Source organism: Serratia sp. DFXYC6, from assembly GCF_057196085.1.
Map to the genome: position 1 here is coordinate 319,067 of NZ_JBXUNV010000001.1, position 12,280 is coordinate 331,346.

The 12,280-nt window shown below is 60.6% G+C and carries 12 protein-coding genes; 8 read left to right on the forward strand and 4 right to left on the reverse strand.

Features of this window, described 5'->3' with window-relative positions; translation table 11 throughout:
• The first annotated feature begins 1 nt into the window (after nucleotide 1).
• From AC2CGQ_RS01650 to AC2CGQ_RS01665, 4 genes are all read left to right on the forward strand, one after another.
• Nucleotides 2-841 (forward strand): ChaN family lipoprotein, encoded by an 840-nt coding sequence (locus AC2CGQ_RS01650; RefSeq protein WP_031300575.1) that lies wholly within the window; start codon nucleotides 2-4, stop codon nucleotides 839-841.
• 102 nt (nucleotides 842-943) lie between these two features.
• Nucleotides 944-1,741, forward strand: a complete 798-nt coding sequence (locus tag AC2CGQ_RS01655) for a TonB family protein (protein ID WP_172574870.1) — start codon at nucleotides 944-946, stop codon at nucleotides 1,739-1,741.
• Between the two features lie 54 nt (nucleotides 1,742-1,795).
• On the forward strand, nucleotides 1,796-3,922 hold the full coding sequence (locus AC2CGQ_RS01660; RefSeq protein ID WP_103086345.1) for a S9 family peptidase: 2,127 nt from the start codon (nucleotides 1,796-1,798) through the stop codon (nucleotides 3,920-3,922).
• A 122-nt stretch (nucleotides 3,923-4,044) separates the two neighbouring features.
• The gene (locus AC2CGQ_RS01665) at nucleotides 4,045-6,306 is read left to right on the forward strand and encodes a TonB-dependent receptor domain-containing protein (protein ID WP_049243142.1); all 2,262 of its coding nucleotides are present in this window, start codon (nucleotides 4,045-4,047) and stop codon (nucleotides 6,304-6,306) included.
• 22 nt (nucleotides 6,307-6,328) lie between these two features.
• On the opposite strand, the gene AC2CGQ_RS01670 is transcribed toward AC2CGQ_RS01665, so the two are convergent.
• The 3 genes from AC2CGQ_RS01670 to amiA all read right to left on the reverse strand — a co-directional run bounded on the left by AC2CGQ_RS01670 (nucleotide 6,329) and on the right by amiA (nucleotide 8,651).
• Nucleotides 6,329-6,784, reverse strand: a complete 456-nt coding sequence (locus tag AC2CGQ_RS01670) for a YaiI/YqxD family protein (protein ID WP_004936514.1) — start codon at nucleotides 6,782-6,784, stop codon at nucleotides 6,329-6,331.
• Nucleotides 6,784-7,704 carry an oxygen-dependent coproporphyrinogen oxidase gene (hemF, locus tag AC2CGQ_RS01675; RefSeq protein WP_015378680.1) on the reverse strand — a complete coding sequence of 307 codons (921 nt, stop codon included), beginning with the start codon at nucleotides 7,702-7,704 and terminating at the stop codon, nucleotides 6,784-6,786. Before hemF ends, AC2CGQ_RS01670 begins: the two co-directional genes overlap by 1 nt.
• Nucleotides 7,705-7,769: 65 nt before the next feature.
• A complete protein-coding gene (amiA, locus tag AC2CGQ_RS01680; RefSeq protein ID WP_021505629.1) occupies nucleotides 7,770-8,651 on the reverse strand; it encodes an N-acetylmuramoyl-L-alanine amidase AmiA in 882 nt (293 codons plus the stop codon).
• A gap of 205 nt (nucleotides 8,652-8,856) precedes the next feature.
• Here amiA and AC2CGQ_RS01685 point away from each other — a divergent pair, with 205 nt between their 5' ends.
• Nucleotides 8,857-9,282, forward strand: coding sequence for a GNAT family acetyltransferase (locus AC2CGQ_RS01685; protein ID WP_004936504.1), 426 nt, complete (start codon nucleotides 8,857-8,859; stop codon nucleotides 9,280-9,282).
• Nucleotides 9,283-9,323: 41 nt separating this feature from the next.
• Here AC2CGQ_RS01685 and AC2CGQ_RS01690 read toward each other — a convergent pair whose 3' ends face one another.
• Nucleotides 9,324-9,722 (reverse strand): YgiW/YdeI family stress tolerance OB fold protein, encoded by a 399-nt coding sequence (locus AC2CGQ_RS01690; RefSeq protein ID WP_004936500.1) that lies wholly within the window; start codon nucleotides 9,720-9,722, stop codon nucleotides 9,324-9,326.
• A 173-nt stretch (nucleotides 9,723-9,895) separates the two neighbouring features.
• On the opposite strand from AC2CGQ_RS01690, the gene AC2CGQ_RS01695 reads away from it, so the two are divergent.
• The 3 genes from AC2CGQ_RS01695 (at nucleotide 9,896) to AC2CGQ_RS01705 (ending at nucleotide 12,181) form a co-directional block, all read left to right on the forward strand.
• Nucleotides 9,896-10,360, forward strand: a complete 465-nt coding sequence (locus AC2CGQ_RS01695) for a DUF2919 domain-containing protein (RefSeq protein WP_048324662.1) — start codon at nucleotides 9,896-9,898, stop codon at nucleotides 10,358-10,360.
• A gap of 156 nt (nucleotides 10,361-10,516) precedes the next feature.
• Nucleotides 10,517-11,104: an RpoE-regulated lipoprotein gene (locus AC2CGQ_RS01700; RefSeq protein WP_004936494.1), complete on the forward strand. Its 588-nt coding sequence runs from the start codon at nucleotides 10,517-10,519 to the stop codon at nucleotides 11,102-11,104.
• Nucleotides 11,105-11,281: 177 nt separating this feature from the next.
• The gene (locus AC2CGQ_RS01705) at nucleotides 11,282-12,181 is read left to right on the forward strand and encodes a Dyp-type peroxidase (protein ID WP_160125678.1); all 900 of its coding nucleotides are present in this window, start codon (nucleotides 11,282-11,284) and stop codon (nucleotides 12,179-12,181) included.
• The last annotated feature ends 99 nt before the right edge of the window (nucleotides 12,182-12,280 follow it).

Here is a 12,280-nt window from a genome sequence, read left to right on the forward strand (position 1 = left end):
GATGAGATATCTGATTTTATTGGCGGCCTTGGCGCTCGGCGCCTGCAGCCAAACGCCGGTGAAGGCACCGGCCAATGACATCGCGAGTTTGGGGAGCATCACCGATCTGCACAGCGGTGCGAGCCTGACGCCGGAGCAGCTGTTGACGCGATTGGCGCAGCAGCCGCGGGTGATCGTCGGGGAAAAACATGACAATCCTTACCACCATCAGGTTGAGCAATGGCTGGTGCAGCAACTGCCGGCGCGGCGGCCGCAGGGCAGCGTGCTGATGGAGATGATCAACCCGAACCAGCAGGCGCAGGTGGACAAAGTCAAGCGGTGGCTGCAGAGCGACCCCACAGTGCGTGACGGCCGCGTGGCGGAGCTGATCGCCTGGCAGCCGGGCTGGAAGTGGGAACTGTATGGCGGGGTGACGATGGCGGCGATGCGCGCGCCATACCCGCTGTGGTCAGCCAACCTGGATCGCAGCGAGATTACGGCGTTCTATCAGCAGCCGCAGTTCCCGGCGGGGCAGCTATCGGCGCAGCCGGCGGTGCGCAAGGCGCTGGAAGAGACCATCCGCACTTCGCACGGCGGCAAGATTGAGGCCGACCAACTGCACGCGATGTTGGCGATCCAGCAGCAGCGCGATCGGCGCATGGCGGAACGTTTGCTGGCGGCGCCCACGCCCGCGCTGTTAATCGCCGGCGGCTATCACGCCGCCAAATCGGTGGGCGTGCCGCTGCACGTGCGGGATCTGCAACCGGCGGCGGCGCCGACGGTGCTGATGCTGGCGGAGCCGGGCGTACAGGTCGATGCGAACACAGCGGACTACCTGTGGATCACACCATCAGTGAAATGAATACGTTAAGGCAGTGAAAAGGGGTGTTAATTATAGTTGCAAATGATTATCATTAGTAAATGTGATCTGCAATCATTCGCAATTAAGCAAGCTAATGCCCCTATGTTAAGTCAGTCTTATTCCCTTCCGGCCTTTGAGCTGCCGCAGCCGCGCTGGGCGCGCGGCCTGCTGCTCGCCCTGGCGGCGCACGCGGCGTTGGTGCTGCTGTTTTATTGGCCGCAGACGGCGCTGGAGCCGGTCGAGCTGCCGCCGCCGGCGGTGATGATGAGCTGGGCGGCGCAGATTGAAGCGCCGGAAAGCAAACCGCTGCCGCTGGGCGTGCAGCAGGCGGAGTCCGCCGCGGCGCAGCCCGCTGAGCAGCAGCAACAGCCGGATCTGCCTAAGCTGGCGCGCGCCGATAAAGTGAAGATCGTGACGGCGCAGAAGAAGCACGCCGAACACCGCCCCCCGCAAAAAGCGCAGCCGAAACCGCAGGAACAGGCCAAAGAGACGCGCAACGCCGCCGCGTCCAGTGCCGCCGCGCCGCAGGCGCAGACGCTCTCCCACCAAACCGCCGCGCCGATCAACAGCGATGCCAACAGCAGCGCGCAGGCCAAGCTGTCGTGGGAGAGTCTGGTGAAAGGCAAGCTGAACCGCATCAAGGAATATCCCCCGGATGCCCGCAACCGCCGGCGCAGCGGCATGCCGCAGGTCAGTTTCAGCGTCGACGCGCAGGGGCGGGTATCGAACGTGATCCTGCTGGCGCGTTCCGGCACCGCGTCGCTGGATCGGGAAGCGGTGGCGGTGGTGTCGCGCGCGCAGCCGTTGCCGCCGCCGCCGCCGGAGATGCTGCAGCAGGGGGCCGTCAGGGTAACGATGCCGATCGATTTCAATCTGGCGGAGCTGAACGCCCGCCGTTAATGCCCGCAGACGCCGCCTCGCCGCCGTCCGCCTTTTCAAACTTCGTGAGGGATTATGAATCCGCTGTTATTCACCCCGCGTCGCCGCATCGCGGCCGCGCTCTGGCTTTCTTTAGGCGTCGCCGGCGCCGCGCTGGCGCAACCGCAGCCGCCGTTGGCGGAACGGGCGCCGAAAGCGCTGACGGCCCACGGCGAGACGCGCACCGACGATTATTACTGGCTGCGCGACGACAGCCGAAAAGAGCCGAAGGTGCTGGACTACCTGAAGGCGGAGAACCGCTACACCGAGCAGATGATGGCGCCGTACCAGAAGCTGCGCGCCACGCTGTATCAGGAGATGCTGGGCCGCATGAGTCCTGACGATCGTTCGGTGCCGTATCAGCTCAACGGCTATCGCTATCAGGAAAGCTACGCCGCCGGTAAAGATTTCGCGCGGTATCAGCGCCAGGCGCTCACCGGCGACACGCCGTGGCAAACCCTGTTGGACGCCAATCAGCGCGCGGCAGGCCATGCCTATTATCGCCTGGGGGCGCTGGACGTCAGTCTGGACAACCGCCGCCTGGCGGTAGCCGAAGATCTGCAGGGCCGTCGCCAATACCGCATCTCCCTGCGCGAGATAGACAGTGAGCGTTGGTCGCCGGAAACGCTGGAAAACACCTCTGGCAACATGGTGTGGGCCAACGACAGCCAAACCCTGTTCTACGTGCGCAACCACCCGCAAACGCTGTTGCCGTACCAGGTCTATCGCCATCAGTACGGTACGCCGACGGCGGAAGATAAGCTGGTGTACCAGGAGAACGATCCGGCGTTCTACCTCAGCCTCAGCCGTTCTTCTTCGCGTGACTACTTGATACTCACCATCAGCGGCAACACCACCTCCGAAGTGCGCCTGATCGACGCCAACCAGCCGCAGCGCGAGCCGCAGCTGTTCGCCGTCCGGCAAAACGGCCGCGAGTATTACCTCGATCACTACCGCGGAGAGTTCTATCTGCGTTCCAACCATCAGGATCCGAACTTCGGCCTGTACCGCACGGCGGCGGCGGGCACCCCCTGGCAGACGCTGATTGCGCCGCAGGCGCAGCACGAGGTGGAGAGCTTCAGCCTGTTCCGCGACTGGCTGGTGGTGCAGGAACGCGCCAACGGACTGGTGCAGCTGCGGCAAATCAGCTGGGACGGTAAAACCGAGCGCGCCATCCCGTTCGACGACGCCAGCTACATGGCCTGGCTGGGCTATAACCCGGAGCCGGACAGCGATCGGTTGCGCTACGGCTATTCGGCGATGACCACGCCGACCCGCACCTATGAGTGGGATCTGAACAAGGGCGAGCGCACCCTGCTCAAGCAACAGGAAGTGAAAGGCGTCGATCCCAGCCTGTATCACAGCGAACGCATTTGGATCACGGCGCGCGACGGCGTGAAGGTGCCGGTCTCGCTGGTATATCGCAAATCGCTGTTCAAAAACGGGCATAACCCGCTGCTGGTCTACGGCTATGGCGCTTACGGCATGAGCATGGATCCGGCGTTCAGCGCCAACCGTATCAGCCTGCTGGATCGTGGCTTCGTCTATGCGCTGATCCACGTGCGTGGCGGCGGCGAGTTGGGGCAGAGCTGGTACAAACAGGGCAAGCTGACGCAAAAACCGAACAGTTTCAACGATTTCATCGACGCCACCCAGGCGTTGATCAACGGCGGCTACGGCCAACCGGGACGCATCTACGCCATGGGCGGCAGCGCCGGCGGATTGCTGATGGGGGCGGTGATCAATCAGGCGCCGCAGCTGTACAACGCGGTGGTGGCGCAGGTGCCGTTCGTCGACGTGGTGACCACCATGCTGGATGACAGCATTCCGCTGACCACCGGGGAATACGAGGAGTGGGGCAACCCGCACCAGCCGGCCGCCTATGCGCTGATGAAGTCCTACAGCCCGTACGACAACGTGCGCAAGCAGCATTATCCGAACCTGCTGGTCACCAGCGGTTTGTACGACTCGCAGGTGCAGTATTGGGAGCCGGCCAAATGGGTGGCGAAGCTGCGGCGTTTCAAACAGGGCGATTCGCTGCTGCTGCTCTCCACCGACATGACCGCCGGCCACGGCGGCAAATCGGGCCGCCTGGCGCGGCTGGAAAACGGCGCGCTGGAGTACGCCTTTATTTTGGCGGCGGATCGGCAGACGCAGAAATAACCTTCAGCGCCGCGGCACGCTGCGGCGCAATAAAACAATAACAATCTTTTACCGCGCGTTTCGGCGGGCTTTTTGCTGGGCATTGTCGGCCATCAAACCTTATTGGCTATTTCTGGGGATATATGAAAATCAAAATGATAGCGAGCCTGATCGGCGCGGGACTGGCGCTGTACGGGCCGGCTGCGGCCGCGCAGGAACAGGCGGAAAATAATAAAGGCAGCGTGGCGTTCAGCCCGCTTAACGTCTCGGCCGCCGACGGCGGCAAGAGCAGTGAAAAAGAGGCGTTGGCGAGGCCTGGCGCGTTCAGCTCGCGCGACGAAAACAAAAATCTGGAGTCGGTAGACAGCATTCTGCGTAGCATGCCGGGCACCTATACCCAGATCGACCCCAGTCAGGGGGCGGTCAGCGTCAATATTCGCGGCCTGAGCGGCTTTGGTCGGGTCAACACCATGGTCGATGGCATTACCCAAAACTATTACGGTACTTCCACGTCTGGCGTGATATCGCACGGTTCGACCAATAACCAGGCGGGCGTTTTGATTGACCCCAATTTCATCGTCGGCGTGGACGTGGCGCGCGGTGAGAACAGCGGCGGCAGCGGCGTAAACGCGTTGGCGGGCAGCGCCAACTTCCGCACTATCGGTGTTGATGATGTGATCTTTTCCGGCAATCCTTTCGGCGTGAGAACCAAATTCTCGGTCGGCAGCAACGGCATTGGCCGCAGCGGCATGATCGCCGTCGCCGGTAAGGGACAGGCGTTTACCGATACCGGCAGCATTGGCGCGATGGCCGCGGTCAGTGGGAGCTCTATTTATTCGAACTTCAACAATGGCGACGGTATCAGCAGCGAAGATTTTGGGTACGATGAATTTATGAAGCAAAATCCCAAGTCACAGCTGTTCAAACTGGATATCAAGCCTAACGAGTTCAATAGCATTGAGTTTTCCGCCAGGAACTACCAAAACCGCTTTTCTCGGCGCGATATCGATAGTCATGACCTCTACCTCAAATATCACTATGCGCCGTTTTCGGAGCTGGTGGATTTAAACTTCACCGTCAGCACCAGTAAAGGCAATCAGAAATACGACGGCGGTTCGCTATTCACCTTCTTTAACACCAATGCAAAAAACCGCTCCGATGCGCTGGATATCAACAACACCAGCCGATTCAGCCTGCTGGATACTGATGTAGCCTTCAGTTATGGCGGCAAGCTGATGCGCAACCAATACCGCAAACATGTTGAATCGGCGATAGAGAATGCGCAGACGGCGCAGGAGGCGATAGAAAATAACACCTTCGCGCCATCCGGCGAGCAGCGAATCGGCAGTTTATATACCGGCCTGCAGCTTAACCGGGATATTTATCAACTCGATCTCAATCTGAACTACACCAGCAACAAGCTGACCGGCTACAAGCCTGAATGCGATTATCGCGTGGAATGCTTCCCGCAAGGGGCCGCGAACATCAATTTGAAAGAGCAAGGGTTCAATCCTTCGGTCATGCTATCGGCGCAGGTGACGCCGTGGTTGCAGCCATTCGTCAGCTACAGCAAATCGATGCGTGCGCCGAACATTCAAGAAGTGTTCTATTCCAACTCGGGTGGCGCATCGATGAACCCGTTCCTCAAGGGGGAACGGGCGGAAACCTGGCAGGCCGGCTTCAATGCCAACGGACACGATCTGTTGGTGAAGGAAGATTCATTGCGCCTTAAGGTCGTGGGCTATACCAGTAAGGTACGTAATTACATCTTCAGCGAGTCCTACATGGTATGCCGCAATGGGCGGAAATGCAGTTATCGCGAAAATCTGGAAAACGATTGGGCCGATGCGAGCGAAGATTACTCGGACAACATGTATATCTACGTCAACTCTCTGACGCCGGTGCGCATGCATGGTGTTGAGGTTGAAGCCAACTATGACGCCGGTCGAGCATTCGCCCGCGTCTCTTTCAGCAAGCAACACACCGAGCAGCCGACCTCCATCGCCAGCACCTATTTCGGCGCCGGGGATATCAATGAATTGCCGGACATGTATTTTACGTTGGATACCGGGGTGCGTTTCCTTGATGAATCGCTAACCGTCGGCAGCATCGTGAAATACACGGGCAAAACGCGTCGCTTGTCGCCGGATTATGAACAGAGCGAAGTGACCGGTGAAATCCTGAAGCAAGAGATGCCGAACATTCCTACCATTATTGACCTGTACAGCACTTATCAGATCAACCGCAACGTCATGCTGAAATTTAGCGTGCAAAACGTGATGAACAAGAGCTATTCCGAGGCGTTGAACAAACTGAATATGTTGCCGATCCAAGGGGATGACGCGACGGCCGCCAACACCGCCCGTGGGCGGACTTATATCTTCGGCGGGGAGGTGCGCTTCTAAACCGCAGCAGAGCAGGGCGCAGTCACTGCGCCCGTTTCGCCTGCAGCAGCCATTTGTCCAGCTCGTTGGCGAACTGCTGGCGGTCGCGCTGGTTCAGGGCGTTCGGGCCGCCGGTCTGAATGCCGCTGGCGCGCAGGGTATCCATAAAATCGCGCATGTTGAGGCGCTCGCGGATGGTGTCCGGCGTATAGCGCTCGCCGCGCGGGTTCAGCGCCACCGCCCCTTTCTCTATCACCTCCGCCGCCAGCGGGATGTCGGCGGTGATCACCAGATCGCCCGCTTCGCAGCGGCGCACGATCTCGTTATCGGCCACGTCGAAACCGGCCGCCACCTGCAGCGAACGGATGTACTTCGACGGCGGCGTGCGCAATGGCTGGTTCGCCACCAGCGTGACGGTGATGGCGGTGCGATCGGCGGCGCGGAACAGCACCTCTTTGATCACGTTCGGACAGGCGTCCGCATCGACCCAAATCTGCATCATTTCGGCTCCTGCAGCCAGTCGCGCACCGGCAGGAAATCGCGCGTCAGCGCCGCTTCCGGGCTGTCGGCCTCCGGCTGGTAGTTATATTCCCAACGCACCAACGGCGGCATCGACATCAGGATGGACTCGGTGCGCCCGCCGGTTTGCAGCCCGAACAGCGTGCCGCGATCCCACACCAGGTTGAATTCCACATAGCGGCCGCGGCGATACAGCTGGAACTGGCGCTCGCGCTCGCCCCAGGTCAAGGCCTTGCGTTTTTCGACGATCGGCAGATAGGCGTCGAGGAAGCCCTGGCCCACCGCGCGGGTGAAGGCGAAACAATGGTCGAAATCAGGGGTGTTCAGATCGTCGTAGAACAGGCCGCCGATGCCGCGCGCTTCGTTGCGGTGCTTGATGAAGAAGTAATCGTCGCACCATTGCTTGTATTTCGGGTAAACCTCGTCGCCGAACGGCGCGCACAGCTCGGCCGCGGTGCGGTGCCAGTGCACGGCATCCTCTGCGAAACCGTAGAACGGCGTCAGGTCAAAACCGCCGCCGAACCACCACACCGGCGCCTCGCCCGGTTTTTCGGCGATGAAGAAGCGCACGTTTGCGTGGCTGGTGGGTACATAGGGGCTGAGCGGGTGGATAACCAACGAGACGCCCATCGCCTGGAAGCTGCGCCCGGCCAGTTCCGGACGGTGCGCGGTCGCCGAGGCCGGCAGAGTGGCGCCGGAGACGTGCGAGAAGTTGACCCCTGCCTGTTCGAACACCGCGCCGTTGGTCAGCACGCGGCTGCGGCCGCCGCCGCCTTCTTCACGCGTCCATTGGTCTTCGGTGAACACGGCGCCGCCGTCGGCCTGGGCGAGCTGCGCGCAGATGTGATCCTGCAGCGCCAGCAGGAAGGATTTTACTTCAGCGATGTTAGGTAAACTCATGCGGGGTCTTTATAGCGTCTGGCTGAACAAGGCGCTGAGTATACTCTTATTCGCCGCCCGCGGCATCAGCGGGGTTTGCGTTGGTGTGCGTCGAAATAGTCGAAGAAGTTGATGATGCCGTCCGCGATGGCGCGGGCGATTTTCTCGCGAAACGCGGTGGTGCCCAGCAGCCGCTCTTCGTTCGGGTTGGTGATGAATGAGGTTTCCACCAGCACCGAGGGGATGGACGGGGATTTCAGCACCGCAAACGCCGCCTGTTCGGTGCTGTCGCTGTGCAGATGGTGCACCGGGCGAATTTGGCCGAGCACGTGGCGGCCGAGCGTCAGGCTGTTGTTGATGGTGTCGGTTTGCACCAGATCGAACAGCACCTGCTGCAGGTAGTTGTCCTGATCCTTGTACTTGCCGCCCGCCACGTCGTCGGCGGCGTTTTCACGGTTGGACAGGTAGCGCGCCATGGCGCTGCTGGCGCCGCGGTTGGAGAGGGCGAACACCGAAGCGCCGGAGGCCGACGGGCTGGTGAAACCGTCGGCGTGAATGGAAATGAACAGATCGGCCTGGTGCTGGTGGGCGATCTCCACCCGCTGGAACAGCGGAATGAATTCGTCTTCTTCGCGCGTCAGGCGCGCCTCGACGTGATCGTGCTCATGCAGGAATCGGCGCACGTGGTTGGCGATTTCCAGCACGATGTGTTTTTCCTGCGAGCCTTCATGGCCGACCGCGCCGGAGTCGATGCCGCCGTGGCCGGGATCGATCATCACCCGCTTTTTGCCGCCGGCCGGTTTCGCCGCCGGTTTGCTGTGCTGATTGCGCAGCAGGCCTTCCGCCTTGGCGTTTTGGCTTTTCACGCCGAACAGCGCCACCGCCAGACCGGAAAGCAAAAGTTGGCGTCGCGTCGGGGAAACGGCAAGCGGTTTAAAATTGAGGAAGGGTTTACCCTGCTTTTTCATTACGCAACGCTCCGTCGACGTTTCTATTTTGCGACGTTATATCGTATTGATAATCATTAATCGACCCGATAACTATTTCCATTTATTACGCCTGTTACCGGCGATTTCCGGGCAAAATAGCGCGCTAAATCGCAGTTTGATATTGCGTAAGTGAATAATCACGCGATAATCAGATAAACACCTTAATTAACAGCGGCCAACATCGATGGAAATTCGCGTATTTCGACAAGACGACTTTGAAGAAGTCATTACCCTGTGGGAGCGCTGCGATCTGCTGCGCCCCTGGAACGATCCGGAAATGGACATCGAGCGCAAGCTGAACCACGACCCGGAGCTGTTCCTGGTGGCGGAAGTCGGCGGCGAAGTGGTCGGTTCGGTGATGGGCGGCTATGATGGGCACCGCGGCTCGGCGTATTACCTCGGGGTGCATCCCGACTATCGCGGGCGCGGCATCGCCAATGCGTTGATCAACCGTCTGGAGAAGAAGCTGATCGCCCGCGGCTGCCCGAAGATCCAGATCATGGTGCGCGAAGACAACGACACGGTGGTTGAGATGTACGAGAAGCTCGGCTACGAAATCCAGGGCATCACCAGCCTGGGCAAGCGGCTGATCGAAGATCAGGAATATTGATCGAGCGGCGGACGGCGGTATAGCCCGCCCGCCGCAGCGCATTACGGCAGCTTTTTGACGGTTTTTACGTCCACTTCCACGCTGCTCCAGTCTTTATCCACTTTCCCTTCCAACTGCACCTTGTCTTTCGGTGTGACGGTTTGGCCGTTCCAGCGCTTGCGATCGATCTCGACCGTCAGGGTGCCGGTGGCGTCGCGGAAGGTGTAGGTATCGTCGCCGATGCGCTGCTCGATGTTGCCCTGCAGCATCACCCAGGTGTCGTCGCTCAGCGATTTCACCTTGTCCACGGTGGTCAGCGCCGCGCTGGGGCCGGAGAAACCGCCCTGCGGAGCGGGTTGCGTTTGTGCCTGCGGCGCGGCCGGATCGAGGAACCCGCCTTGTTGCGCCAGTACCGGTGCGCTGCACAGCGCGATCAGAGCGGCCAGAGTCAGTTTTTTCATGTTGCGCTTCCTTATCGTTATTGAAAATCACATCCCGCTGATATCGGGTGCTTGCTAAGTGATAAGGATTAAAACACGCCGATCTTAAGAGCTTCTTAAGCCGACGCATTGAAATTCCCATCGCCGGCGCCCATCTGTAGCCATAGTTTTTATTCTGTGGCAAGGAACGAGCGTTGAAGCCATTCTCCCCCCGGTTTTCCCCGGACGATTACGATCAGCACGGCGCGCTGCGGCTGCCGCTGGGATTTTGGGCCGTGCTGATTTTGCAGGCGCGCACCTGGCTGTTGTTCGTGATGGCCGGCGCTTCACGTGAGCAGGGCGAAAGCCTGTTGGCGCTGTTTTATCCGGATACCCAACGTTTTTGGTACGGCATGCTGCTCGGCCTGCCGGCGGCGCTGGCGTTTTTGCTGAGCGGCCGTCGCCACCAATGGCCGCGGCTGTGGCGCGGCTGGCGCTGGGGGCTGGCTGTCTCGCTGCTGGCGTCGCTCGGCGGCTCGCTGTTCAGCCTGTGGCGCCAGGACGGCGATGCGCCGGGGCTGGAGCTGGCGTTGGTGTTGCTCGACGCGCTGGCGCTGAGCTATCTGCTGCTGAATGCGCGCTTGAAAGCCTGTTTCGCGCCGGCGGAGCAGGCCGACTAATTGCCGAGAAGTGCGGCACTTTTCGCATTTTCCGCACTCCAAGCTGGCAACCGTTGGCGTAGTGCGGGCCGTTGTGAGAGGCTGGCATGCAGCAAAACGCCGAGTGCGGCAGGCGCGGGCTACCGCGCCGTGCCATTGATGTCTAAGGAGCTAGAGATGAATATTCGCCCCCTGTTGTTAGGGCTTCCGTTGTTACTGACCGGCTGTTCGAGCATGTCCAATTTCTCCTGGTCCAGCCTGTCGCCGTTCAACTGGTTCGGCAGCAGCCTGGAGGTCGGCGCCAAGGGCGTCGGCAAGCTCAACGCCGGCACGCCGATGTCGGAAAGCGCCATCAATGACGGGCTGGACGGCAACTACCGCCTGCGCGGCGGCATGGCGACCAACAACGGCCAGATCGTCTCTTATTACCAGGCGTTGTCCGGCGACGAAGTGAAACTGGTGATCACCGGCGAACCGAAAGGGCGCCTGCAGCGCGTGGACGTGCTGGATCCGAAAGTGGCGACGGAGTGGGGCAACAAGCTCGGCACGCCGTTCGGCGATATGTACAGCAAGGCGTTCGGCTCCTGTAAGCCGGGCAGCGGCGAAGACGCCGGTAAAGTGGAGTGCGTGGCGGAGCAGAGCAAGTACGTCACCTACATCTTCAGCGGCAAGTGGGCCGGGGCGCAGGATATCATTCCGCCGGACGACACCCTGAAAAGCTGGACGGTCAGCAAAATCATCTGGCACGCCAAGCCGCAGCAGTAACGTGTTCAACGGGCGCCGGTTCGCGGCGCCTGCCTTTTCAAGCTATTACCCCTATTTTCTTTGCGCTGCTGCAAGGCAATCGTCCGCGCTTGCGGTATGATAGCGCGCGTTTGTAACAGGGAACCCGCGCGTCAACCGCCATACCTGTTGCCTGGTTTTGGTATTGAGGATAACAACATGACACAGGTTCAGAGCGGCATTCTGCTGGAGCACTGCCGTTTCGCCATTTTTATGGAAGCCAGCGTACAGGGCGAATTCGCCGACTTGCGCCAGGGCTGCAAGCAGTTTTGTCAGATCCTGAGCGAGCTGCAGCAGCAGTTCCCCGATGCGCGCCTCGGCGCGGTGATCGCTTTCGGTTACGACGTTTGGCACGATCTCTCCAGCGGCCAGGGCGCGAAAGAGTTGAAGCCGTTCACGCCGCTCGGCAAAGGGTTGGCGCCGGCCACCCAGCGCGATATGCTGATCCACATCCAGTCGCTGCGCCACGACGTCAACTTCACGCTGGCGCAGGCGGCGCTGGCGGCGTTCGGCAATGTCATCAAGATTGAAGAAGAAACCCACGGCTTCCGCTGGGTGGAAGAGCGCGATCTGAGCGGCTTCATCGACGGCACCGAAAACCCGCAGGGCGACCAGCGCCCGGCAGTGGCGACGATCGCCGAAGGCGAAGAGGACGCCGGCGGCAGCTATGTGCTGGTGCAACGCTACGAGCACAACCTGCGCCAGTGGCAGCGCTTTACCACCGAACAGCAGGAGCAGATCATCGGCCGCACCAAGCACGACAGCGAAGAGCTGCCGGCCGATCAGCGCCCGGATACCTCGCACGTCAGCCGCGTCGATCTGAAAGAGAACGGCAAGGGCCTGAAAATTTTGCGCCAGAGCCTGCCTTACGGCACCGCCAGCGGCAAGCACGGCCTGTTCTTCATCGCCTATTGTGCGCGCCTGCACAATATCGAGCAGCAGCTGCTGAGCATGTTCGGCGATCTGGACGGCAAACGCGACGCGATGTTGCGCTTCAGCCGTGCGGTGACCGGCAGCTACTACTTTGCGCCATCGCTGACGCGCCTGCTGTCACTTTGACGCCGTCGCCGAAGCCGGCGCGTCCGGCTTCGGTCTGTTTTCCCTTCCCAAAACGCCTCGCATTCCCTGCCTTATAGCGTTTGATGCTTGTAAATCACT